30 protein-coding genes are annotated in these 21,622 nt (G+C 54.3%); 3 read left to right on the forward strand and 27 right to left on the reverse strand.

The window, feature by feature from the left end:
* The first annotated feature begins 59 nt into the window (after nucleotides 1-59).
* Nucleotides 60-323, forward strand: coding sequence for a GrxA family glutaredoxin (locus AC6CWS_RS07090; protein WP_002896352.1), 264 nt, complete (start codon nucleotides 60-62; stop codon nucleotides 321-323).
* A 6-nt stretch (nucleotides 324-329) separates the two neighbouring features.
* Here AC6CWS_RS07090 and ybjM read toward each other — a convergent pair whose 3' ends face one another.
* Nucleotides 330-713 (reverse strand): inner membrane protein YbjM, encoded by a 384-nt coding sequence (gene ybjM / locus AC6CWS_RS07095; RefSeq protein ID WP_002896351.1) that lies wholly within the window; start codon nucleotides 711-713, stop codon nucleotides 330-332.
* A 267-nt stretch (nucleotides 714-980) separates the two neighbouring features.
* On the opposite strand from ybjM, the gene AC6CWS_RS07100 reads away from it, so the two are divergent.
* Nucleotides 981-2,666, forward strand: a complete 1,686-nt coding sequence (locus AC6CWS_RS07100; RefSeq protein WP_004179131.1) for an aspartate:alanine antiporter — start codon at nucleotides 981-983, stop codon at nucleotides 2,664-2,666.
* Between the two features lie 221 nt (nucleotides 2,667-2,887).
* Here AC6CWS_RS07100 and AC6CWS_RS07105 read toward each other — a convergent pair whose 3' ends face one another.
* From AC6CWS_RS07105 to AC6CWS_RS07170, 14 genes are all read right to left on the reverse strand, one after another.
* Nucleotides 2,888-3,106, reverse strand: a complete 219-nt coding sequence (locus AC6CWS_RS07105; protein ID WP_000972391.1) for an ogr/Delta-like zinc finger family protein — start codon at nucleotides 3,104-3,106, stop codon at nucleotides 2,888-2,890.
* Between the two features lie 90 nt (nucleotides 3,107-3,196).
* Nucleotides 3,197-4,297, reverse strand: a complete 1,101-nt coding sequence (locus AC6CWS_RS07110) for a phage late control D family protein (RefSeq protein ID WP_075886509.1) — start codon at nucleotides 4,295-4,297, stop codon at nucleotides 3,197-3,199.
* On the reverse strand, nucleotides 4,294-4,779 hold the full coding sequence (locus AC6CWS_RS07115; protein WP_000980395.1) for a phage tail protein: 486 nt from the start codon (nucleotides 4,777-4,779) through the stop codon (nucleotides 4,294-4,296). Before AC6CWS_RS07115 ends, AC6CWS_RS07110 begins: the two co-directional genes overlap by 4 nt.
* A complete protein-coding gene (locus tag AC6CWS_RS07120; protein ID WP_102062314.1) occupies nucleotides 4,776-7,853 on the reverse strand; it encodes a phage tail tape measure protein in 3,078 nt (1,025 codons plus the stop codon). Before AC6CWS_RS07120 ends, AC6CWS_RS07115 begins: the two co-directional genes overlap by 4 nt.
* Nucleotides 7,846-7,965 carry a GpE family phage tail protein gene (locus AC6CWS_RS07125; protein ID WP_000763311.1) on the reverse strand — a complete coding sequence of 40 codons (120 nt, stop codon included), beginning with the start codon at nucleotides 7,963-7,965 and terminating at the stop codon, nucleotides 7,846-7,848. Before AC6CWS_RS07125 ends, AC6CWS_RS07120 begins: the two co-directional genes overlap by 8 nt.
* Before the next feature lie 14 nt (nucleotides 7,966-7,979).
* Entirely contained in the window at nucleotides 7,980-8,282 is a 303-nt protein-coding gene (locus AC6CWS_RS07130) for a phage tail assembly protein (RefSeq protein WP_001281009.1), read from the reverse strand.
* 54 nt (nucleotides 8,283-8,336) lie between these two features.
* Nucleotides 8,337-8,852, reverse strand: a complete 516-nt coding sequence (locus tag AC6CWS_RS07135) for a phage major tail tube protein (protein ID WP_102062315.1) — start codon at nucleotides 8,850-8,852, stop codon at nucleotides 8,337-8,339.
* 9 nt (nucleotides 8,853-8,861) lie between these two features.
* Nucleotides 8,862-10,034, reverse strand: a complete 1,173-nt coding sequence (locus tag AC6CWS_RS07140) for a phage tail sheath protein (protein WP_040197576.1) — start codon at nucleotides 10,032-10,034, stop codon at nucleotides 8,862-8,864.
* 133 nt (nucleotides 10,035-10,167) lie between these two features.
* Nucleotides 10,168-10,644 carry a tail fiber assembly protein gene (locus tag AC6CWS_RS07145; RefSeq protein ID WP_040197578.1) on the reverse strand — a complete coding sequence of 159 codons (477 nt, stop codon included), beginning with the start codon at nucleotides 10,642-10,644 and terminating at the stop codon, nucleotides 10,168-10,170.
* A 13-nt stretch (nucleotides 10,645-10,657) separates the two neighbouring features.
* Nucleotides 10,658-12,079, reverse strand: a complete 1,422-nt coding sequence (locus AC6CWS_RS07150; protein WP_050515778.1) for a phage tail protein — start codon at nucleotides 12,077-12,079, stop codon at nucleotides 10,658-10,660.
* Nucleotides 12,076-12,681, reverse strand: a complete 606-nt coding sequence (locus tag AC6CWS_RS07155) for a phage tail protein I (protein ID WP_046042967.1) — start codon at nucleotides 12,679-12,681, stop codon at nucleotides 12,076-12,078. The genes AC6CWS_RS07150 and AC6CWS_RS07155 overlap by 4 nt, the downstream gene beginning before the upstream one ends.
* On the reverse strand, nucleotides 12,674-13,582 hold the full coding sequence (locus AC6CWS_RS07160; protein WP_046042965.1) for a baseplate assembly protein: 909 nt from the start codon (nucleotides 13,580-13,582) through the stop codon (nucleotides 12,674-12,676). Before AC6CWS_RS07160 ends, AC6CWS_RS07155 begins: the two co-directional genes overlap by 8 nt.
* Nucleotides 13,569-13,928, reverse strand: coding sequence for a GPW/gp25 family protein (locus tag AC6CWS_RS07165; protein WP_046042963.1), 360 nt, complete (start codon nucleotides 13,926-13,928; stop codon nucleotides 13,569-13,571). Before AC6CWS_RS07165 ends, AC6CWS_RS07160 begins: the two co-directional genes overlap by 14 nt.
* Nucleotides 13,925-14,503: a phage baseplate assembly protein V gene (locus AC6CWS_RS07170; RefSeq protein ID WP_024008958.1), complete on the reverse strand. Its 579-nt coding sequence runs from the start codon at nucleotides 14,501-14,503 to the stop codon at nucleotides 13,925-13,927. The genes AC6CWS_RS07165 and AC6CWS_RS07170 overlap by 4 nt, the downstream gene beginning before the upstream one ends.
* Nucleotides 14,504-14,585: 82 nt before the next feature.
* Here AC6CWS_RS07170 and AC6CWS_RS07175 point away from each other — a divergent pair, with 82 nt between their 5' ends.
* On the forward strand, nucleotides 14,586-15,740 hold the full coding sequence (locus AC6CWS_RS07175; RefSeq protein WP_227655262.1) for a hypothetical protein: 1,155 nt from the start codon (nucleotides 14,586-14,588) through the stop codon (nucleotides 15,738-15,740).
* On the opposite strand, the gene AC6CWS_RS07180 is transcribed toward AC6CWS_RS07175, so the two are convergent.
* The 12 genes from AC6CWS_RS07180 to AC6CWS_RS07235 all read right to left on the reverse strand — a co-directional run bounded on the left by AC6CWS_RS07180 (nucleotide 15,718) and on the right by AC6CWS_RS07235 (nucleotide 21,525).
* Nucleotides 15,718-16,164: a phage virion morphogenesis protein gene (locus tag AC6CWS_RS07180; RefSeq protein ID WP_000829128.1), complete on the reverse strand. Its 447-nt coding sequence runs from the start codon at nucleotides 16,162-16,164 to the stop codon at nucleotides 15,718-15,720. The genes AC6CWS_RS07175 and AC6CWS_RS07180 overlap by 23 nt on opposite strands.
* On the reverse strand, nucleotides 16,157-16,588 hold the full coding sequence (locus AC6CWS_RS07185; protein ID WP_065519357.1) for a phage tail protein: 432 nt from the start codon (nucleotides 16,586-16,588) through the stop codon (nucleotides 16,157-16,159). The genes AC6CWS_RS07180 and AC6CWS_RS07185 overlap by 8 nt, the downstream gene beginning before the upstream one ends.
* A complete protein-coding gene (lysC, locus tag AC6CWS_RS07190) occupies nucleotides 16,551-16,799 on the reverse strand; it encodes an Rz1-like lysis system protein LysC (protein ID WP_225560005.1) in 249 nt (82 codons plus the stop codon). The genes AC6CWS_RS07185 and lysC overlap by 38 nt, the downstream gene beginning before the upstream one ends.
* A complete protein-coding gene (gene lysB / locus AC6CWS_RS07195) occupies nucleotides 16,684-17,112 on the reverse strand; it encodes an Rz-like lysis system protein LysB (RefSeq protein WP_048292418.1) in 429 nt (142 codons plus the stop codon). The genes lysC and lysB overlap by 116 nt, the downstream gene beginning before the upstream one ends.
* Nucleotides 17,109-17,486 (reverse strand): DNZ54_00345 family protein, encoded by a 378-nt coding sequence (locus AC6CWS_RS07200; RefSeq protein WP_040173125.1) that lies wholly within the window; start codon nucleotides 17,484-17,486, stop codon nucleotides 17,109-17,111. Before AC6CWS_RS07200 ends, lysB begins: the two co-directional genes overlap by 4 nt.
* A 1-nt stretch (nucleotide 17,487) precedes the next feature.
* Nucleotides 17,488-18,000, reverse strand: coding sequence for a lysozyme (locus AC6CWS_RS07205; RefSeq protein WP_032357597.1), 513 nt, complete (start codon nucleotides 17,998-18,000; stop codon nucleotides 17,488-17,490).
* Nucleotides 17,981-18,196 (reverse strand): HP1 family phage holin, encoded by a 216-nt coding sequence (locus AC6CWS_RS07210; RefSeq protein ID WP_000171568.1) that lies wholly within the window; start codon nucleotides 18,194-18,196, stop codon nucleotides 17,981-17,983. Before AC6CWS_RS07210 ends, AC6CWS_RS07205 begins: the two co-directional genes overlap by 20 nt.
* 3 nt (nucleotides 18,197-18,199) lie before the next feature.
* Nucleotides 18,200-18,403 (reverse strand): tail protein X, encoded by a 204-nt coding sequence (locus AC6CWS_RS07215; RefSeq protein ID WP_047681888.1) that lies wholly within the window; start codon nucleotides 18,401-18,403, stop codon nucleotides 18,200-18,202.
* The gene (locus AC6CWS_RS07220; protein ID WP_002896151.1) at nucleotides 18,403-18,867 is read right to left on the reverse strand and encodes a head completion/stabilization protein; all 465 of its coding nucleotides are present in this window, start codon (nucleotides 18,865-18,867) and stop codon (nucleotides 18,403-18,405) included. The genes AC6CWS_RS07215 and AC6CWS_RS07220 overlap by 1 nt, the downstream gene beginning before the upstream one ends.
* Nucleotides 18,868-18,962: 95 nt before the next feature.
* Nucleotides 18,963-19,613, reverse strand: a complete 651-nt coding sequence (locus AC6CWS_RS07225; protein WP_102062373.1) for a phage terminase small subunit — start codon at nucleotides 19,611-19,613, stop codon at nucleotides 18,963-18,965.
* 3 nt (nucleotides 19,614-19,616) lie between these two features.
* Nucleotides 19,617-20,675, reverse strand: coding sequence for a phage major capsid protein, P2 family (locus AC6CWS_RS07230; RefSeq protein ID WP_000742525.1), 1,059 nt, complete (start codon nucleotides 20,673-20,675; stop codon nucleotides 19,617-19,619).
* Between the two features lie 16 nt (nucleotides 20,676-20,691).
* Entirely contained in the window at nucleotides 20,692-21,525 is an 834-nt protein-coding gene (locus AC6CWS_RS07235) for a GPO family capsid scaffolding protein (protein WP_002895967.1), read from the reverse strand.
* Nucleotides 21,526-21,622 lie beyond the last annotated feature (97 nt).

Here is a 21,622-nt window from a genome sequence, read left to right on the forward strand (position 1 = left end):
GCCAATGCAGGCATCATAAGCGCCATTCGCCATCCGGCTGAGGTTTAAGGAGAGAAGCAATGTTTACCGTTATTTTTGGTCGTCCAGGCTGCCCTTACTGCGTTCGCGCCAAAGAGCTGGCAGAAAAACTGACCAACGAGCGTGATGACTTTAACTACCGTTACGTGGATATTCACGCCGAAGGCATCAGCAAAGCTGATCTGGAAAAAACCGTCGGCAAACCGGTTGAAACCGTACCGCAGATTTTCGTCGACCAGAAACACATCGGCGGTTGCACCGATTTCGAAGCCTGGGCGAAAGAGAACCTTGGCCTGTTTGCCTGAGTAAATTTATTTACTCGATGAATGACTGCGCCAGGTATCAAGCCAGGCGCAGATAAACAAAAAGCACAACGCCCCGAGCGCACACCAGAACACCGCGCTCAGTACCCACGCCATCTCCTGCCAGAACGTCCGGTGCGTGACGAAAAACAGCCGCATCGTCACCATACAGACCGGCGCCGCCAGTATCGCGCCGAGCAAAGGACGCAGCACCCGCCGTCCGGGAGAGAGACAGCTCGCCGCCGCCCCTGGCAGCAAAAAGAAGAGCAGGCCCAGCTCCGGGTTGCCGCTGGCGCGAAAGGCCCCTTTCATATGTAACAACAACGATAAGCACACCACAATGAACAGAACGAAGCCACAGATAATGCCGGCCCAACTACGCTCAGATTTCACCGTATCCTCCTGATGTTGCCTCTAACTCACGTCCACGTCGCCCAGTCAGATAAAGCATTTCGGCAATCCATGCCAATAACTCCCCTACCAGCCTAAAAACGATTGTCACTAGCCGCCGCATCCAGGAAGGATTAAACTAGCGGGTATATTTTTGCTGGTTATAACAGGGTGCCAGAATAGGTTCGCGACAACGCGAACGCCTGAGCAACCTTAGACCAAATAACCATTTCCTTCAACAACTTACTAGTAAACGAGAAGTTGGCTTTCGTGAATATAAACGTCGCAGATTTGTTAAACGGGAATTACATCCTGTTATTATTCGTTGTACTTGCATTAGGACTATGCCTGGGAAAACTGCGTCTCGGCTCAGTACAACTTGGTAATTCCATTGGCGTTTTAGTCGTTTCTCTATTATTAGGTCAGCAGCATTTCGCGATTAACACCGATGCCCTTAATCTCGGCTTTATGTTGTTTATTTTTTGCGTCGGCGTGGAAGCCGGTCCTAACTTTTTTTCGATTTTTTTCCGCGACGGGAAAAACTATCTGATGCTGGCCCTGGTGATGGTCGGCAGCGCGATGCTGATCGCCATGGTGCTGGGTAAAGTGTTCGGCTGGGATATCGGGCTCACCGCCGGTATGCTGGCGGGGGCGATGACCTCCACCCCGGTGCTGGTGGGCGCGGGGGACACCCTGCGCCATTTCGGCCTGCCCAGCGATCAGCTGGCGCAGTCGCTTGACCACCTGAGCCTCGGCTATGCCCTGACCTACCTGGTTGGTCTGGTGAGCCTGATCGTCGGCGCCCGCTATATGCCCAAGCTGCAGCATCAGGATCTGCAGACCAGCGCCCAGCAAATCGCCCGCGAGCGCGGCCTCGATACCGATTCCAAACGTAAAGTCTACCTGCCGGTGATCCGCGCCTATCGCGTCGGCCCGGAGCTGGTGGCATGGGCGGATGGTAAAAATCTGCGCGAGCTGGGCATTTATCGCCAGACCGGCTGCTATATCGAACGCATCCGCCGCAACGGCATTCTGGCCAACCCGGACGGCGACGCGGTGCTGCAGATGGGCGACGATATTGCGCTGGTGGGCTACCCGGACGCGCACGCCCGCCTCGACCCGAGCTTCCGCAACGGTAAAGAGGTGTTCGACCGCGACCTGCTCGACATGCGCATCGTCACCGAAGAGATTGTGGTCAAAAACCACAACGCCGTCGGCCGCCGCCTGGCGCAGCTCAAGCTTACCGATCACGGCTGCTTCCTGAACCGGGTCATTCGCAGCCAGATCGAGATGCCTATCGACGACAACGTGGTGCTGAACAAAGGCGACGTGCTGCAGGTCAGCGGCGACGCCCGCCGCGTGAAGACCGTAGCCGACCGCATCGGCTTTATCTCCATTCACAGCCAGGTGACCGACCTCCTCGCCTTCTGCGCCTTCTTTATCGTCGGCCTGATGATCGGCATGATCACCTTCCAGTTCAGCTCCTTCAGCTTCGGCATCGGCAACGCCGCCGGCCTGCTGTTCGCCGGCATCATGCTTGGCTTCCTGCGCGCCAACCACCCAACCTTCGGCTATATCCCGCAGGGGGCGCTGAACATGGTGAAAGAGTTTGGCCTGATGGTGTTTATGGCCGGGGTCGGGCTCAGCGCCGGGGCCGGGATCAATAACGGGCTGGGCGCCGTCGGCGGCCAGATGCTGGCGGCCGGGCTTATCGTCAGCCTGGTGCCGGTGGTGATCTGCTTCCTGTTCGGCGCCTACGTGCTGCGCATGAACCGGGCGATGCTGTTCGGCGCCATGATGGGGGCCCGCACCTGCGCCCCGGCGATGGAGATCATCAGCGATACCGCGCGCAGCAACATCCCGGCGCTCGGCTACGCGGGCACCTACGCCATCGCCAACGTGCTGCTCACCCTCGCCGGGACGCTCATCGTGATCATCTGGCCAGGGCTACAATAATTTTTTTGCGAAAAAAGCCGCCACAGGCAGAACTTTTTCTCAGGGCATCAGTCATAAGTAATGCCACTGCTTTTCTTTGATGTCCCCATTTTGTGGAGCCCATCAACCCCGCCACTTCGGTTCAAGGTTGATGGGTTTTTTGTTGCCTGAAATTTATACCGTTTAAAATCATGATGTTAGAAGCACTGTTGTTTAACGATGGCGACAAAATGGCGGCAGCGTCAAAGAGAGAGCGCCACCTGTCCTGATTTCATTGGATGCGGCTGAACCGGATTTGACTCTTTTGGCGTTGCAATCGAACGAACAAAAGTTTCATGGGTAACAAAAGTATGGCTGCAGTTAATGTTCTGGCACTGGTTGTAACGCTCTTTGGTCAATGAAGATACCTGAAAGCTGCTGCGAGTATGGGCGGCACTTCCACACAGTGGGCAAATCATCATTTTTCGAGTTCTCCCCATTTTTGCTAAATTCACAATAATGATACCGCATTATTCCATTTTGAAAACTTAAAAGTTCTCCATTGCGAAGAATCATTCCATTTCGAGATCATCAACCTTCACTTCAAGCTCAAGACTGGTCGTAAAACCATTATCCGGGCTGACGGTATGTGTCAGAGTCGTAATGGTCCATTCCGCATCATCTATCGGCTGTTTAAAGCCACTGACTTTCACTGGCATTTCCGTGTAGAGATCTGCCCGCCCTTCCGCCAGTTGTAGCGAGAATGACGCAACGCCGCGTTGCAGGCGTTCCCACTGCATTTTCGCTGCCCGTTCAGCGTTGCTCCGGTTGGCATAGGTGCGATTAAGTACCAGCACGTTTTCATCTGTACCCACCAGGTAATCGCCCTGCTTCGCTTCCGGCTCTTTCTTCTGCTTCTTAGTCCTGCGCTTACGCTTCACCGTGGTGCTTTCTTTCTTCGCGGGTTCGCGGGTATGCAACCAACTGGCAATTACGCCCGTATAGGCTCCGCGATCAGCCAGGGTAAAGCGGTGACTGTCGCCGTCCTTGCGTGTGATAGTGATCACTGGCAGTGGTTTACCAGTGGCGCTTTTGCCCTGCCCCTGCCGGATGAATAACAGATTGCCATTTTTCACCGACGCGATGGCACCGTACTGTCGCGCCAGTCGCATCAGAAAACTGCCGTCACTCTCATTAGTCTGGTCTATATGCTCCACGGGCTTATCCGACAGCTCTTTACCCAGTGCCATCTTCAGCTTGTGCCGCGCGGCTATTTCCTTCACCACTTCCCCGATGGTGGTGTTATGCCACGATTTTTCACGGCGGGTATTCAGGGTTTCCCGAAAATCAGCACTTCGCGCCCGGATAGTCAGGCGGTCCGGTGCGCCAGTGTGTTCAATCTCGTCCACCGTGAATGCCCCTTTCGGGAAAAGCGGCTGCCCCTTCCAGCCCAGCGCCAGCGTAATGACCGCACCACGGCGCGGCAGCACGATTTTTCCATCGGCGTCGTCCAGCTCCAGATCAAGCTGGTCCGCTTCAAATCCCCGGTTATCCGTCAGCGTCAGCCCCATCAGGCGGTTGTCCAGCACAGTGGTGATATCCCTGCCTTCAATACTGATGCTGAATGCCGGAGTTTTGTTGCCTTTGTTAAGCAGTTCAGAGCTGAAATTCACGACAGCAGCCCTCCCACCGTTTTACTGATATCGCTTAAGGCAGATGTTGCCGTTCCCTGCAGATTATTCAGTTGCGCACTGAGATCACCGAACATATCGGACAGGGATTCATCCACGCGTTTTAGCGACAGGGTGAACTCAATCCTGCGCGGCATACCGTCGCGGAAAAACTCCGTTTTAGTCTGATTCAGTCCCTCAATCACATACATGCCGTAAATCGTGCCGCTGCCTTCAATCAGGGGCCATGCTTTCCCCTGTTCTGCCATCTGCTCCAGTGCCAGCAACGACAGCCTGCCGCCTGTTATTTCCGGCATAAGAACGCCAGAAAGCGTCAGCATGTCGTTATCCGGTCCCAGAAACTGCGTTGACGGGCGTCGGTTAACCCGGCTGTTAGCCGCATGTCGCCAGCTGCGCTGATACTGCAGCTCCTGATACGGCACGGTGCGCAGCATAAACACGTATAATCCCAGCACCATCATCATGCGTCGTATCCCCCCTGATCGCTGTAGTTACTCCTGGCTTTTGCCTTCAGCCTGCGTTCACGTTCATCAAGCTGGCGGGCCACCTCCCGCGCAATATCCTGCGCACTTTGTCCTGGCTGCGTCTGAATGATGATCTGCGTCGGTGCCTCAATCCGTTGAACGGGCGGCACAGTGGCTGCACGACTCAACATCGCTTCACCGCCTTTCGCGGGAAGTGCCAACGGATGCAACGGTGGAAGCTCTGCAGGCGCGGCAGCAACACCCATCATTCCGGCAACAACGGCAGCCAGTGCAGCTGTATTTCTCCGGCTGGTCACATTTGCCGGGCCGTTAACAATTTCCGGCCCGTTTTCACCGACGATGCCAAACTGCCCGCGCGGGATATAGCCGCCGCTGTCATACATCCCCGCAAAGCCATATCCCCATGACGGAAAACCACCCGATGGCATCATCACTTTACCGTCTGTATTCACCGTCGCAGGTTGCTGACGCGTCACGCTTTCCGGCAGTTTCGCCTTTGCAGCCTCTTTACTGACAATGCCGAGTTTCTCCAGCAACCAGGAAACGCCAGATTTCAGGGAGTCCAGCGGATGCATAACCATATTCAGCCCTTCCGCCAGTGCCTCCCCGAATCTCCGCCCCATTGCCGCTGCACTCTGCAGTTCGGCAGAGGTCGACTTAACGGGCGTCAGCAGATCAGTAAACCAGCCCCACAGCGCCTGCACTTTGTCGCCAATCCACTGAAACACAGGCTTAAGTGGTTCGAATGCAGCACTGACGGGACCTGCCGCCGCTTTGAATCCTTCCACCACGCCACCGAGAAATGCGGTGATGGGTTGCCAGTATTTCCAGACAACCAGCGCCACGCCCGCCAGTGCAGTAACCACAAGACCTATCGGACTGAGCAGAGCACCTAACAGACCAGATATGGCATACAGGGCAACGCGCAGCATCGCCAGCGGACCGGATGCCAGTACTCGCAGCACCGCGCCTGCGGCAGCCAGTCCACCGCGTAGTGCTGCCAGTGGATTCATAAACATCACAGCAACCGCACGTAAACCGGATAATCCAGACCGCAACAGTACAACCGGCACACCTGCTACAGTTTTCAGGACATTCCCCGTCAGTGATGCCGTGCGGCGCAAAGACGACAACGGCGCAGTAAGTAAACCCGCTGCGTTGCCCGATGAAGCAAGCCCGCGTCGCAGCAGTGCCAGTGGAGCGCCAGCTAACCAGGACAACGCGCTGCTGGTTCGTGTTACTGCTGCCGTAACGGAAGGTAACGTTTTGATACCCAGCACAGAGAATCCCAGACGGATCACTGCCAGCGGCCCCAGCACTGCAGCCAGTGCCACCGCTAAGGTGCCGAGGCCTACGGTAACCGCAGCCACAACAACCGCTACTTTCATCAGTGTGCCCGTCAGTTCCGGGTTAGCTTCCACCCAGCGACGCAACGCTCCCGTAACGCTTTTCACCGTGTACAGAATATCCATCAGCGGCTGGCGCAGCGTTTCGCCCAGGCTGCTGAAGGTGTTCTGCGCTCCGGTTTTAACCAGCAACCACTGAGCAGAAAGTGAGTCCTTGTTGATGTCGGATTCTTTCTGCATGGAACCGAGCGCATCATTGCCCGCTGTCAGTTTTAGCTGGCGCTGTAGTTCCGGCAGGTTGTTTGCCAGTTTCGCCGCGTCATCACCAAACTCTTTACCAAACAACATGGTCATGGCAGACAGACGCTTGTCCTGCGGCAGTGCGTTCACCTTCTCCAGCACACGCTGGATAGTTCCCATCGCATCCTTCGTCATCTGCTTTTCAATCACTTCAGGATTGAGTTTCAGCAGATTCATCCCTTCAAAGAAACTCTTGCTTTGCATGGTGGCAATGGACAATTCACGCACCATCGCGTTTGCTGCACTGGCTGCAACCTCCGGCGCAGCCCCCAGAGTCAGGAAGGTGGAACCCAGCGCCGCCGCTTTACGATAATCCAGACGGTCAGCCACACCGCCCAGACGTTGCATCACATCGATGATGTCCGCCCCTTTCGACATGGCGTTATCATCCAGATAGTTCAGCGCATCACCGAGCTGTTCAATATTGCGGGTAGGTATTTTGTAGAGCTGGGCGATTTTCCCCAGACTTTCTGACAGTTCATCCGCTGGCAGCTCAAAGGCTGTTGCCGCCTTTGCCGCCGTACTGGCGAAGGCCAGCAGGTCACGTTTCTGGTCTTCCCAGCTGTCGTCAGGGTTTGCGACGTTCATGCGCGCACCACCTTCAACCAGTGCAGCGAAGTCAACCGCACCGTTTTCCATCGGCAACTGTTCGCTGGCAGCCTTGATGGCATCCTGCATTTCATAAAAACGTGCAGTGCGGTTGCCATTATCGTCACGCAGACCATTGACCTGCTTTGCCACACCTTTCATGGCATCTTCCATGCTGGTATAGCTTTTTACTGCCGCCATCACTGGTGTCCCCATTGCCAGCCCTGCAGCCGTGGTGGTGGCTCCGGCTCCTGCAATACGATCACGCACCTCCAGCGAACGGGCATAACTGGCACGCGCCGCATTCATCCTGCGCTGAGCTTCCCCCAGTCGCTTCAGCCGCGCCTCCTGTTTCGACAATTCCTGGTTATAACGTGATGTTTCACGGGCTAAACGGGCAGTTGCTCCCGCATCATCGTTCGCAGAAATTCCCGCCCGATACAGTTCTGCACGCACAAGCGCCGTTTGCTTCTGCAAATATTTTTGTTGTTCTTCCAGGCGTTGGACTGCCAGCGTTTGCCGACCTAAAGCCACAAGGTGCCGTTGTGATGGTTGTTCCATCGCTTCCAGCTCAGAACTAAGCAAATTTGCCTTCTGTCTGGCATAGTTCAGCCTGTCGCCTAACCTTTTGTTATCGGCATGCAGCTTGCGAAATTTTTCCAGGCTGTTACCCGCCTGATTGAGTTGCTTTAATGCGTCACGGGAGTTTCTGATTGCGCCAGCCAGCTCTTTCGAACTGGCCTGTGCAGCACGGAATGGGCGGGTGAGTTTGTCAACCGCATTAAGAATGACCTGCAGGCGCAGGTTATTATCACTCATCGTTGGCCCCGCTTCTCTGAATCGCTTTATACCGCCATTCCAGCACTTCTGTCAGCGGCATAACGTCAGTAACGGATGGCGGCCAGTGAAAAATGGTGGCGATATCTGCCACCAGATCGTCAACCGTCAGGCTGTCGGTAAACCGGCAAGCACCGACTTCTTCAACAAAAAAGTGACAACCTCAACCGACATGGCAGTGAGATCTGCCGGGTCCATCTCTGCAATTTCCTGTGCGGTCAGTGCCGGGCTGGAGATGCGGGGGATCACGGTCATCATCGCGTTCACATCCATATCCATAATGGCCTGCAGGCGTGTACCGCGCAGCGCACCGGACTGCGGTTTACGCAGCACAATTTCGGTGATTTCAGTTTTACCACGCTTGATGGGGGTATCCAGTTGAATGGTCTTTTCAGTCTGCTTATCGCTCATTTTGCTGTCCTGTAAATTGGGGCCTGGCGCGGCATTCCGCGCCGTTCAGATACATCAGAGGCCGAGGGCGTTGCGGTGCGCTTCCATCAGGTCCACACCGTCCACAATTTCCACCATGTTGATAAGGTCCACTTCATAGAGCACCTCACCATTGATGGTCAGCTTCGCGTAGCTGTTGGTACTGGTCACTTTGGTGGTGTTGCTTTCGCCCGTCTTCCACTCGCCGGAATCCACTTCTTTGTGACGCCCACGCACGACAAGCTCCACTGCCTGCACTTCCCCGGTATCGTCACGCTGGATAGAGCCGGTAAAGCGCAGTTGGATGCCATCCACCTTGGATTTGCCCATCTGCTTAAACAGCAGCAGTTCAGTACCACCAATGGAAAATTCTGTGTCCAGAGCACTGTCATCAAGCCCCAGATCCACATCCACCGCCCCCGGCATTCCGCCGCCGCGATACTTCTCATATTTGCGGGTGAATTTCGGCAGCGTCAGCGACTCAACGATCCCCTGCCAGTTGTTCCCGTCGTTAAACAGGTTCAGGTGTTTTAATTTGCGTGGTAAAGCCATGTTATCCCCTTACGCGCTGACCTGGCTGGAGAAATTCACCAGGTACTGATCGGTGATGCGCTGACGCAGCATCAGGTTTTCAAGTGGCGGCACTGGCGTGTAGTCGTAGTCGATGGTGAGCTTCCCGGCTTTCAGAGTATCTTTGTCGTTCACCGACTCATCCAGCCAGCAATCACCACCAATGAGATAGCCCTGACTGACCAGGCTGCGCATTTTGGCGCGGATACCTTCGATAATGTCGCGGGCCAACGACGGGTTCAGCGGTTTGTCCACCGCCCACATATGCGCTTCTGCCATTGTGTCCATAAGTACCTGCGCCGTGCGGGTGTAGTTTTCGAAGGCAAAGAGCGGGTCATCACTCAGGCAGCGGGAACCCCAGAAGCGGAAACCGTCTTTGCGGATAAGGGTGGTGACGTCGTTCTGGTTCAGCAGTCCCGCATCTGTTGCCGTGTCCTGCAGATCCCAGAACACATCAGCAGAAATTCCGGTGACACCGTTAACGCCCACGTTGGACAGGCTTTTGTGCCATCCGGTCTGCTCGTCAATTTTAGCGCGCAGACCAAGCGCACGGGCGGTGGCATAAGCCGTTGCTTCGGCATTCAGCACCGTGTCCCAGCCAGTAAAGTCGGGCCAGATCAGCATTCCTTCACGCTGACTGAAGTTTTCACGGTAAGTGATCGCCTCCTGCACTGTCTTGCAGCCATACGCTGACAGGTAAGCAAACCCACGCAGGCTTTGCGCCACGCTCAGCAACTCAGTCGCAACGGCTTTGTTATCGTGGCCTGGCACGCCGAGAATGCGCGGTTTAACGCCGAGCTGTGACTGGGCAGATAACAGAGCTTTCATGCCTGTTTTTTTACCTTCATCAGTCACTGCGCCGATGATATTAGTTGTGGTTTCTTCTTCCGTTTCACCCTGCGGCACACGCACAACAACGGTCACGGGTTTTGCCTGATCAGCAATTGCATCCAGCGAACGAGCCAGTGTGCCGGACTCGCCCGCCTTACCGCTGGCGGTCAGCACATCGGTCAGCAGGACCGGCTTATTGAGCGGAAACATGGACGCATCAGCATCATCGCCGGTGCAGACCATGCCCACGATAGCGGTGCTCACCGTGGTAATGGATCGGGTGCCATCGTTGACTTCAACAACGCGCACCCCGTGGTGGTAATCCTGGGCCATAAGGCAGTCTCTCCAATTTACAGGGGGTGTGCCTATGTTCTGGTTAATAAGCGCGCGCCGCACGCGCCGGGCTATGTGTGGGGAATGACACAATGGAAAGGACAGAAAAATCCCCGCAGGTGCGGGGACGGGATTAATCTTTGGGCGGCTCAGGCCAGTTAATATCAGGTGCCAGCGATGTATCCACCCGCATCAGCAATACGCGGTATTTTCGCCAGGCATCATAGCGGCTCTTTTCTTCGTCTGTTGCCATATCCAGTTCAACAGCATCCTGCAGCGGAGATATCGCGGTACCTGCTTCGGATAACAACGTAGATCTCCGTAGCTCAGCATCAGCTATTAGATCTGCCGACTTTCGCGTTACGGCTGCATCTGTCATAACCCAGGTATTGCCAGCTGCATCCCATGAATGGTATTTATCAGGGCGCGGTTGAGAAATGTTGTATTTATCGGCAACCAGATAAACCACCCGGTCACTATTTATTGCATTAAAAAAACGGGCATATTGCTCATTATCTATCGCCTGAACATCTGAGGGTAAATCGTCGACTATTGCGTTTTCCTCATAATTATCATCGTAGAATGATTGGGTGCTAACTGAAAATCTCATTTAATGCCCTCATTTAATAGCCAATTGCAAGATATGAGCCATTCATCGATGCGTTTGGGGTACGGCATTGAAAACCAAAAATCCCATAAGTTTTTGTCTTGCCCAGACTCCATGCCATCTCTTGCTGCCCGACACCACTAACATCAGATGAACCGCCTGTTATCACCTGGAAAACCGCATTGGGGAAAGCAACTGGCCAGGTGACGGTGATATTTGAGGTTTCATATACCCCGTCAGAGCCGGAGCTACCTGTAGCTCCAGTAAATCCTCCCCATTGAATGTATAAGACCCGCCGTGCTCCACTGATAATCATCGGAATGGTGATGTATCCTGAAGCAGATGCAGCGCCACCGCTAACCCCAGCAGCAGACAATTCCCCTAAACCAAGGTATGCGAGAAGACCAGTCACATCCTTTCCACTCAAATTAGTCAGCGTATTGTCCAACGGTTGTTTACCTGCCAGCGCATTAAGCATTGTCGTGGCAAAGTTCGGGTCATTCCCCAGCGCCGCCGCCAGTTCGTTCAGTGTATCCAGTTCCGCAGGTGCAGAACCCACCATTGCCGCAATCGCCGATTTCACAAAAGCCGTAGTGGCAATCTGTGTATTGTTGACCGACTGCGCCGCCGTGGGGGCTGTTGGCGTTCCGGTGAGTGCCGGACTCGACAGCGGCGCTTTCAGTGCCAGCGCATTGTTAATGGTGGTACTGAATTTCGGATCATTGTTAATGGCTACGGCTATTTCTTTCAGCGTGTCCAGCGTGGCTGGCGCACCATTAATAAGAGCCGTCAGTGCCTCCTGAACAAACGCGGTGGTCGCAACCTGCGTGGTGTTATTCCCCGCCGCTGGCGTTGGCGCTTTGGGTGTCCCGGTAAACGTAGGACTTTCTTTCTGTGCATACTGTGAATGCGGGTCCGGTGCGGCAAGATGTTTTGCCATCTGATCATCCGCGTACACCTTCAGCTCCAGTACCTTATCATCCACATACTTGCGGGTTGCCAGCACTACGGCAGGATCGATTTTCAGGGTGATATTGTCCGTGCTGCTGGTAATCAACACCATACGCACGGTCTGGGTACGCCCGCTGCCTTCAGCCAGTTGCGGCTTATAGCTTTCCGGGCAGTTGCCCACGGCAATCAATGCCCCGGACTCATCAAACAGGCCCACTTCACGTATCCACCAACCGCCCTCGTTTTCAGGGATCACCTGCTCAGCAATAATCTGGCTGCTGTTCTGCGGGTCGATATAGAGCATATTCAGCGCAGCCCGGCGTTTCTCATTTACCAGTGCTGTCTGCTTTGCGTCCGGCGTTGGTAATGTTCCGCCGCCATCGCCGACCGCCATATGGGTAATTTTTAAAGGCACACCGAGCGCGGCGACGCTGGCAAGTTTCGCCGCGCCAATATCCGTCAGCAGGGTATAAAATTTTGTGCTCATGGATTCACTCTCATTGTGTCAATAACATGGACCGCCCCGCCTTCATGCGCGGTGCCGCCAGAAATAATTGTTTCGTTGATATACGGATAGATCGTGATTTCTTCGCCAAGATAGCTGGCGGCCCCCACCCAATACGGACCGCTGGTCTGCAGATTGATGGACATGCCGATCATGTGACGGCTACATGGTTTGGCATCGCTTATCAGCCGCTCAAGTTCCAGATAGGTATCTTCAGTGATGCCCTGGTCCTGCACGCCGATATCCAGGCGAAACGTGCCCGGTGTTTCTCCGGTCTGCCACCACTCAATAATGCGGATCAGGAATCCGAACGGTTCCACCACCCGCCGCACGGCACTGGTAGTTCCTTTATGCTGATGAATATAAAAAGCATCCTTCACTACCTGGCGTTTGACGCTTTCTGTCCAGCCCTCGTCCCAGCGATCCACAGAGAACGCCCAGGCGAGATAAGGCAGGAAGCTGACCGGACAGGTAGCCGGATTCCACAAGTCACGCAGCGGCACCTGCAGATCAGAAATCCCGCTACAGGTTTGCGCCAGTCGGCGCTCCAGTGAAGTTGAACCCGGTGGCAGCAGACTATTCATCCGTTCCTCCGTTGGTTACGCTCCACTGCGTACATGATGCCGCCTGTGTTTTGTTCAGGACCACATCCGCCAGCGGAGAAGCCAGTTCCACACGTTGAACACCTTCAACATGCAGAGCAGCAAAGATGGCGCTACGGCGAATATCCCGACCAAGCCTCGTCTGGCTGGCAATGTACTTCTGCAGACTGGCTTTTGCCGCTGCCATTACCGGCTCTGCTTCCGGTCCCGGATAGAGAAAAATGGTGGCTTCCACGCGATACGGGATGATTTCTGCGCTGCGAACCGTAAGACGGTCAGCCACCGGGCGGACGTTCTCACTGTTCAGAGCTTTTTCAACCACGTCCAGCAGGTCTTTTTCTGCAGTTCCATCGCCTTCGCGGCTAAGGACAGTCAGCACCACCTCTGCAGGTGCCGGGCTGGTTGCACTGGCATCCGCCACCCGACCGTCGGCGCTTCGGGCATGAAATTCATAAGCTGCAGTTGGCCCCGCAACAGAAAGCCCTTCAAAGGCTGCAGGCACACGCAGGCGTAACGCTTCATCGCTTTCCATCACAGCTGCAACGGGCGGCACAGCATCATTATCAGCAGGCGTCACCGTCAGGCGTTTCACGTTGTAATTGGCAGCGAGCTGGTCCAGATCGCTCCCTATGGCATAAGCCACCATCACCGCCTGCGCGGCTTCGTTAATGCGCTGGCGCAGAAGCAACTCACGATAAGCGTTCTCCTGCAACAACTTGGTGACGGGTTCAGATTCCAGTTCCAGGGTACGCATCACAGCCTCCTGTTCATCTTTCGGATGAAGCGCCACAAATTCAGCCTTGCGTTCGGCAAGCAGCGTCTCAAAGTCCGGCACATCCACAATCTGCGGCGCAGGCAACTGCGAAAGGTCAATCACTGCCATTCTCTGCTCCTGTTGATACGGAAAGGGAAACAGGCACACCGTTATTACGCCGCCCGGTCAGCTCCACCACCATTGAACCGTCAAAAATGCTGTTAATGGTGATGGAATCCAGCGTCAGCCGTGGCTCCCAGCGACTCAGCGCCACATACACTGCCGACATGACCTGCAGGCGTAATGCCGGATTTTGTGGCTGGTCTATCAGTGCCGACAGCAGAGAACCATATTCCCGACGGGCAATACGGCTACCCTGCGGTGTCAGCAGAATGTCCCGCACCGACTGGCGCAGATGGTCAATATCAGTAATGGCTTTGCCGCTGGTATTGTTCATCCCGCTATAAAGCGTCATACCGGACCTCCGGTTGTGTCGCCGCCTTTCAGGACGCCAGTATGCTGATGCGCATCAACCACAATCCCGTTAGAACTCATCGCTCCGCCGCCCTGGGTAACGCCACCATTGATCACCACTTCGCTGTTAATGCGCGTGCGGTCAGCCTCCAGTACAAACTCACTGGTTTTCATGGTGATGTTGTCAGCGGCCTCAATGACCATTGATTTGATGCCCCTGACATACCAGCGCCCGGTGGCGGGTTCGTATTCAAACCAGCCACCGTCAGGATGCTCTGTCACGCAGGCGTCCGCCGACGTCGACGGTGGTGCAAACTGATTCGAATAGACAGCGGGCAGCGCAAAGGCGGTCTCCAGATTGCCGCCCAGACTCAGCAGCACCACCTGCTCACCTTCCGATGGTCGCCACCATGTCCGGGCATTCCCGGCACGCAGGGTCAGCCAGTTGATCCAGTTGGTTTCTAAGTCGCCTGTTTTCACCCGGCAAAGCCAGTTTTCCCTGTCCACTTCGGTGACTACACCAGTGCGGATCAGGTTGGTGATAAGGCGCATGATTTCGGTTAGTTGTGCATTCATCCTTCTATAGTTGCAAAGCAAGATTTTTTTTCATCGTTGTGGCAGTGTATGATTTTTGGCACAATTGAATTCTCATATGGAGATGACTGAAATGATCTTTGCTGCACGTTACTTGGTCGAGTTGCCTTATGTCCTCAATATTCCAGATGGTGATTATGATTTTCTATATGAAAATAACCATTTACGCTTAACAGTTCACAACGATTACTATGCACTATTTAAAGATGCAAGCTTATTCCCTCAAACCCTATTAATCGGTACCAGAGAACAACTACTACCACATCACACAAATGAAAGAGGGATAATGAAATGCCGGACTATTATTTCTCTCGCCAACTATTGGGAATGTTTTGACCTTTTAGAAATATCACATGAAGAACTAATCAACTCTATAAGAAACCAAATAAGGAAAGAAGATAACTTCCCATCTGTGGAAGATGCTGAGATGTTCCTATCCAAAATGAGCCAGCAAGATATAGATAAAAAAATAGAGTTAGAGAGAAAAATAAAAACTGCTAGAGAGATATTTCCACCTAAAAGATCAGAGGAATGCATCGGAATAATAAACCACTTTATAAAACAGTATAGAGTTGCCTTTAAAGATCAATTTGCAGACGAGATATCTCTTTATCAAGTTGGCTCAGGATTTACCAACGGAGTTTTACAAGAGCATTATTGCGATGGTATTAAGATAAGTGCAATTCCTTTAGTTGGAGTAATCACCCCATTAATGAGAGAAAGCTGGTATAAACACGATGAAAGTCTCATTGATAATTTCAAAAAACGTTTAATGTCAAATAAATTCAATGAACATCCTGAACTATTATTGATTAGAGCAGACAATCTTGTTCATAAAGGTGCATTTAGATCAGCCGTAATTGAAGCATCAGCAGGCCTTGAAAGCTATATTCTCAGAAAAATTATTAATGCCTTTCATCGCAATGGTATCAATGAATGCCAGACAAAAGAAACATTAAATAAAAACTGGAAGTTCGATGATAGATGTAAAAAAATATTCAAACAACTCTTTAACATCTCTGTACCCGAAATTGCGCCACTTGAGTGGCAGCATGCAAATAAAAACAGGAAAGAATTACGTGACAAAATAGCTCATACATCACATGAACCAACAGAGAAAGAAACAAAAGAATTTATAAAAAGCATCAATTTATTAATTGAAAAAATAGACTCATACTTTAAGAAAATTAATGAATCTAACGAATCAAAAAATTTATGATTATCTCTTCTATAATATCAAAATCAGTATCATAAATTCCAAGTAACCTACGTTTAGCATAACGTATCTGTGGCCCCTTACGGCTGACGCGATCGCGCAAGCCGTAATGGTGAACACGGGCAATGCGCTGCACCTTACCTTCAAACTGCACGCTGGCAGAGTCGGCGCTGGCGGCAGTTTTCAGGTATTTTGTGGTGCGAAGTTTTGTAAACATCTGTCGTTTGATGCGGCCTTTTTTACTGCGTGCTGTTACCCGTCGCGGTTCATAGCTGCTGCCGTCAGGGTTGCGCTGCATCCTGATGTTCTGCTGCTGTGTCCGGCGCAGTTCCTGCGCCAGCTGGCGCATCATGCGGCTTCTGGCGGCTGGCTCCAGATTCGCCAGCAAGGCACTCAGCCAGTCGTCCACTTTCTGCAGTTCAGCCACGTTTCACCGTCCACATTTCTTCAGGTTCATCAGGTTCCGCTACAGCTTCAACGCTCGACACACTGCCGTCAGTGCTGACCAGCACACGCTCCGTCAGTTGCAGGTTCAGGCTGATATCACAGACATCGTTGCGCAGAATATCCACCTCAAAGGTGAATAATTTTTCCCGTAACGCCGGGTTATTGATGGCATCGGGCTGGTTATCCCTCAGCCACAGCAAAACCGGGGCCATCAGCAGATTCTGGTCGCCGCTGAAATCCTCAATCACCGCGTTCAGGGTGTAACGGTACTCCCACGACATGGAGCTGGCCCCCGTGGCAACCAGCGAACCGTTATCCACAAACAGATGCAGTTTGTCCGGGTTATTGCGGACATAAGGCACCGCTTTATTGAGGGCCTGGCGCAGGGATTGTGGTTTGTTCACTGTTTCGCTCCTGACACGCAATAATCATGTCCACTTTGTCTGCACAGACCGCCCAGGCAGCCTCCGTTTCATCCAGCAACGCGTTCAGATCACCATTAGTGCGCGGCGTTGCCTGATCCAGCCGACACGGCGTCACTCGCGGACAACCACTGACGGTAAGCCGTACCTCCGGTGAGTGCCGGACGTTCCCGCAGCCGGATAATGTCAGCAGGCAAAGGAGTATCAGCCCAGCGGCGTAAATCCTCGTTCTCACGTTTCAGTTCCTCGATCCGGTGTTGTCGTTGTCTCAGCAGCGCGCTGGTCTGTTCTGCTTCGGCATAGAGCCGCGCCTGCTCCCGGTTATTGGTTTCAGTCAGAATGGACAGGCTAATAAGCTGGCTGTTGCTCTTTGCCAGTGCCTGGCTTTTGCTCTGCAGCTCGCCTGCCTGCGTGCTAATGGTCTGGCTGGCATCAGCCAGCCGCCACGTCTGCCAGCCCAGCGCCGCCAGTAATAACGCCAGCACAACCAGCAGCAACCGGTTCATGCTGCTACCTGTTGCGCCATCTGATTACGGGTGATCCAGAAGGCAATAACGGTCAGCAGATAAAAGACCAGGGTAATAGCCCACCCCGCCCAGGCGAGACTTACGACAATCAGCAATCGCATCACCCAACTGATAAATACGTTTTCTTTTCGGGTAATTGTCTTCAGCAAAGATGCCCTTAACTCCTGCCAGAGCGGGCCATTCTTTATTAACGCAGCCAATGCTACCGGAATTACCGCCCATGTCAGCAAACAGGCTACCCAAACGCCGGACGCTGCCAGTACCGGAAAAATCCCCTGCGGATACACCATTGCTGCGATTAACAGCGCCATCCATAACATCAGAAACAGTCCGCTGATTAATTTCTTTTTCATTTCAGTTTGCTCCCTGTAAACACCAGGCCATCTCCCGCGCACGGCGGTTATCCAGCCCCTGATTAAACACACCTTTTACATACACCCAGCGCGGTAACTGTCGGCACGCATCCGCCCAGCGCCGCTGGTTGAGCAATTTCACCAGCGTGGAACTGCAGGCATTGCCCGTTCCCACGTTGAAGGCAAACGACACCACCGCGTCATACACCTTCTGCGGCGGCTGTTGCTTCACACACCTTTCCAGCACCCGCTCCACACGTAGCACGTTGGAGATCAGCCCTTCTGCTGCCTGTCGTTCCGTAATGGTTTTGCCGGGAATGACGCCCGACGTATTACCAATGCCGTCGGTCCAGACACCCGCGCTGCACTGATACGGCTGCAGACGACAGCCTTCGTAATCGGCAATCAGTTTCAGTCCCTCCACGGAGGTGTGAAGCTGCTGAAAACCCGGCAGCGTGGCAGCAATAGCCAGCACGGTCCCGACAAGGCAGCGTTTAACGATTGATGGATTCATAATCCTCCCGCGAGATCTGCCCGTCGCGCAGAAGCTGGTAGGCTTTGTGTTTGTAGTACCAGTTGATAGCCAGCATCAGCACACCAATCATCAGGCCCCCCAGCGTTGAGGCATCCTTGATGGACAAATCGCCCAGCCAGGCCAGCACGACGGCGATGCAATACGTGATAAAGGCGCTGATTCGCTCAAGCGTCATAATTCAGTCCCATAGCTGGACGGTCTGCACGGTGGTGGTGGTCGGAATGTCCGGCAGCTCCACCTGCAGCCCGTGAGGTAAAAAGGGGCCGTGTTCGGCAAGCCCCGGATTTGCCTTCAGTACCTGCTCCGTGACACCCTGTGTACGCCCGTAATGACGCCAGCAAAGCGCGTCCACCGTGTCATACTGATGCGCACGTATTTTCATCAGATAAGCTCCACTGTGCAGTGCGGCGCATCCTGCACCCGGCTGACGGCCCAGCGGGCGTCACGCCACAAATCACCGCTGGCTTCAGCCAGTTCTTCGCCTCGCTTCACACCGGATGCCGTGGCGTCATAGTCCTGGTATCGTTCGTTGAGCATGGCGCGTGCCCAGCAGTAAACCGCGTTGAAATAGTGCTGAATGCGCTCACTTTTCCCGTCCAGCTGTTCTGCCGGAACCTCTGCCAGCGAGGCATACCCCAGCATCTGCTGGCGTCTGCGAAACTCATACAGCTCTGCGTTGACCTCCGAAATTGCCGACAGCGCAACCTGCTTTAAACGCGGCTGCGTCACCGTGCCGTCAGTGCGCATCACGCTGCGAAACTCCGACAGGTCCACATCAGGCCAGAACGGCGTATTTCTGATGATTTCCGCCTGTTCCGGTGCCTGTTCTGGCGCAACAAACTTCATGCTGCTTTCTCCTGAAATAGAGGGCGGTGGACGGGGTTTTGATGTGGCGGTGCCTTTCGCCACCCCGTGCCGCCCGTGCGCGGGGGCACGTTCTGTCAGCGGCTGTCATTGCGCAGTCTGCGCTCCAGCTGCTGTTTGTCTTTTTTCACGCCACAGCGGGGATCGAGCTGTAACGCATGGTTGAGATGATTAAGGGCGGAAGCCGGATTGCTTTCACTCAGGGCAGCGCCAATCGCTTTATGCAGACGCGCCCGTGACTGGTCCGGCATATCCAGACCGTCTGTCAGCTCAAGCGTCTGCAGCAACAGATCGGCATCAAAGCCGGTGGCGGCAAGCATTGCGCTCTGGGCTGCATCTGCCATTTCCTCTGCCAGCACGGTCTGCACGTTGCGGTTACCCAGCGGCATCACCCAGCCATGACGCAGGGCATGACGCCCGATCTCCAGCGCCCCGGCATAATCTCCGGCATCAATGCGCCACAGCATCACGTACATCAGCACGTCATCCTGTTGAGCGCCTCCGGCAGCCAGGACGCCCTCCGCCCAGGCGGCATATTTCGGCAGCAGCTCCACCTTTATTTCCGCTTTTTTCACCGTGGACTGAACGCCCTTGAGACGGCGGCGGTCTTCCGCCAGTTGCAGCAGCATCAGGTCATAGCCCGACGCGTGGCGAACACTGCCGCCTTCACGGGCGGCCTGTTCAGCCTGAACGCGCAGGCGATGCTGCCGTGCGGGACTCAGGCTCATAGGTTACGCTCCGGCTTCTGCTGCGGCGGCGCTGAAATCGCCAATCTGGATGTTTTCCACCAGTGCGGCGCAGCGGTAGTCCTCAACCACATAGGCTTCGTTAACAGATTCAAAGTTTTCAATCCGGTCACGTTTCGGGTTGTCGATAACTGAACGGCGGCGGGTGTCTTCCTGCCAGTAGATGGACAGGTTATCCAGACGGGTGATCAGCAGCGCATTCGGCGGGAAGAACGGCGCACGCACGGCCTGCAGACCGCCCATGCGTTTCTGACTGATAATCATATCGGCTGCCAGTTTTTCACTGTTTTCCTGCTCTTTGTTGACCAGCGGGAAATACTTGTCAGACAGCAGTTCACGACCGCAAATCACCACCAGATCGTCATCGTCCTGGTAGACCACGTCGATAAGCTCATTAACGGCATCCATCACCACGGCGTCCAGGTTGGCATATTCGCCACCTTTACCGACTTTCACCGCACCCGGTGTGGTTTCACCGCCCGTGGTGGTGCTGCCCATGACGTGATCCGGTGCATCCTCACGGATTTTCTGCAGCCAGCCTTTGTTCACATCCTGCAGCAGCGGGTTTTCGCTACGGTTGGAGGTTTTCGCACGCTTCACGCCGTTAAAGCCGATCATGATGCGGTCCAGTGCCTGACGTTTCACGATGGCGTTACGGATACGCACCTGGAAATCCTGAAACTTCGCCCACAGGTCCAGCTTCGCGTAGGTCAGCACCGTGTCAAAGTTGGTCTGTTCGCATTTGTATTCCACATCGACCATCAGCGTCGGATCGACAGGTTCACGCTCTTTCGCGGTGGTGTCAGTGGTTCCGGCAATGGTGCTGCCAACACCCAGCCCCAGCAGCTGACCGGACTGCTCAGTCACTGGCGTGACGTTAATCAGCGTCAGGAAAGCGGCGGACTGCTGGATCTGGTCTTCCAGCGTCTGCTGTACAGACGGCTCCACGGTGAACTTGCTGGACAGTTCTTCAACTGCCACACCGTTCAGACGCGCCAGCTGCTGCAGGTAAGCGTTAAAAGCAAAGCGGGTATTCTTCTTCATCGGGTTTTATGCTCCATCAGCAATTGGTCAGAGTGTCAGCGGGGGCGTTACCGCCTGTTGCACGCTGGCGGTAGTCCTGGCGGCAGTCCTCATGGCTCAGCTTGTCCACCAGTTCGTTAAAGGCGGCCTGTTGTGCCTGCAGGGCTGTCTCCAGCTCAGACAGGCGTTCTTCCTGCTCAGACAGGGATTTTTCGGTGCGTGCGCTCAGGTTTTGCTGCTCAGTGGCGACCAGCTCCACGGCCTTATGCACATCAGAGAACCGGGCATCGTCGGACTGCTCTTTTTTGGTGAACAGCGCCGTGACGCGGGCAAACAGGGACGGCTTGTCCTCCTGGATTTCTTCCAGTTCGATCACCGTTTCCTCTGCGGCGGTAAAGAGATTGGCGGGATTCTGCTTGCGGTTTGCCAGCGGGTTATGGGCTGCACTGGCGCTGAATGTCAGCATTTCCGTACCCAGACTGGCTGGATCATCAGTGGCAGCCAGGCCAACCAGGTAGGCTTTGCCCGTATCAGCGAACTTCGGGCTGACTTCCATAGAAGTGAATAATTTCTGGCCTTTTTTCACCAGCTCCACCAGGGACTCCGTTGGCTCAACGTCGGCATACAGCGCCATCTTGCCTGCCAGCGGACCTTCCGTGATTTCTTCAGCAAACAGCGCCGTTACCTTGCCGTAGCGGTTAAAGGTGCTGTCCGGCAGATAAGACTTGATGTGCTCAAGGTTAATCAGCGCGGTATACACTGCCGGGTTGTAGCTGGCTGCCATCTGTTCCAGCCATTCACGCTGGATTTCGCGTCCGTCGGTGGTGGCACCTTCCACCCCGATGCGAAAACGCTTTGCTTTCACTGTCATGAGCCGTGCTCCGTTAGAAAAAACTTACTGGAGCCTTATGGTTGCGGTGATGAGGGCAGTGAAACAATGCGCGGTATTTGTACCGACAACCACACAA

The sequence above is a fragment of the Klebsiella sp. M041 genome, from assembly GCF_059759695.1.

Excerpts from the sequence above, each read along its gene's own strand:
- AC6CWS_RS07105 (WP_000972391.1), bottom strand. The coding sequence starts at position 3,106 with ATGATGATTTGCCCACTGTGTGGAAGTGCCGCCCATACTCGCAGCAGC.
- AC6CWS_RS07160 (WP_046042965.1), bottom strand. The coding sequence starts at position 13,582 with ATGGCAGTGATTGACCTTTCGCAGTTGCCTGCGCCGCAGATTGTGGAT.
- AC6CWS_RS07120 (WP_102062314.1), bottom strand. The coding sequence starts at position 7,853 with ATGAGTGATAATAACCTGCGCCTGCAGGTCATTCTTAATGCGGTTGAC.
- AC6CWS_RS07205 (WP_032357597.1), bottom strand. The coding sequence starts at position 18,000 with ATGAATCCATCAATCGTTAAACGCTGCCTTGTCGGGACCGTGCTGGCT.
- AC6CWS_RS07225 (WP_102062373.1), bottom strand. The coding sequence starts at position 19,613 with ATGAGCCTGAGTCCCGCACGGCAGCATCGCCTGCGCGTTCAGGCTGAA.
- AC6CWS_RS07215 (WP_047681888.1), bottom strand. The coding sequence starts at position 18,403 with ATGAAAATACGTGCGCATCAGTATGACACGGTGGACGCGCTTTGCTGG.
- AC6CWS_RS07230 (WP_000742525.1), bottom strand. The coding sequence starts at position 20,675 with ATGAAGAAGAATACCCGCTTTGCTTTTAACGCTTACCTGCAGCAGCTG.
- AC6CWS_RS07150 (WP_050515778.1), bottom strand. The coding sequence starts at position 12,079 with ATGAGCACAAAATTTTATACCCTGCTGACGGATATTGGCGCGGCGAAA.
- AC6CWS_RS07235 (WP_002895967.1), bottom strand. The coding sequence starts at position 21,525 with ATGACAGTGAAAGCAAAGCGTTTTCGCATCGGGGTGGAAGGTGCCACC.
- lysB (WP_048292418.1), bottom strand. The coding sequence starts at position 17,112 with ATGAACCGGTTGCTGCTGGTTGTGCTGGCGTTATTACTGGCGGCGCTG.
- AC6CWS_RS07135 (WP_102062315.1), bottom strand. The coding sequence starts at position 8,852 with ATGGCTTTACCACGCAAATTAAAACACCTGAACCTGTTTAACGACGGG.
- AC6CWS_RS07115 (WP_000980395.1), bottom strand. The coding sequence starts at position 4,779 with ATGATGATGGTGCTGGGATTATACGTGTTTATGCTGCGCACCGTGCCG.
- AC6CWS_RS07175 (WP_227655262.1), top strand. The coding sequence starts at position 14,586 with ATGACTGAAATGATCTTTGCTGCACGTTACTTGGTCGAGTTGCCTTAT.
- AC6CWS_RS07155 (WP_046042967.1), bottom strand. The coding sequence starts at position 12,681 with ATGAATAGTCTGCTGCCACCGGGTTCAACTTCACTGGAGCGCCGACTG.
- AC6CWS_RS07140 (WP_040197576.1), bottom strand. The coding sequence starts at position 10,034 with ATGGCCCAGGATTACCACCACGGGGTGCGCGTTGTTGAAGTCAACGAT.
- AC6CWS_RS07130 (WP_001281009.1), bottom strand. The coding sequence starts at position 8,282 with ATGAGCGATAAGCAGACTGAAAAGACCATTCAACTGGATACCCCCATC.
- AC6CWS_RS07210 (WP_000171568.1), bottom strand. The coding sequence starts at position 18,196 with ATGACGCTTGAGCGAATCAGCGCCTTTATCACGTATTGCATCGCCGTC.
- AC6CWS_RS07145 (WP_040197578.1), bottom strand. The coding sequence starts at position 10,644 with ATGAGATTTTCAGTTAGCACCCAATCATTCTACGATGATAATTATGAG.
- AC6CWS_RS07165 (WP_046042963.1), bottom strand. The coding sequence starts at position 13,928 with ATGACGCTTTATAGCGGGATGAACAATACCAGCGGCAAAGCCATTACT.
- AC6CWS_RS07090 (WP_002896352.1), top strand. The coding sequence starts at position 60 with ATGTTTACCGTTATTTTTGGTCGTCCAGGCTGCCCTTACTGCGTTCGC.
- AC6CWS_RS07170 (WP_024008958.1), bottom strand. The coding sequence starts at position 14,503 with ATGAATGCACAACTAACCGAAATCATGCGCCTTATCACCAACCTGATC.
- AC6CWS_RS07200 (WP_040173125.1), bottom strand. The coding sequence starts at position 17,486 with ATGAAAAAGAAATTAATCAGCGGACTGTTTCTGATGTTATGGATGGCG.
- AC6CWS_RS07220 (WP_002896151.1), bottom strand. The coding sequence starts at position 18,867 with ATGAAGTTTGTTGCGCCAGAACAGGCACCGGAACAGGCGGAAATCATC.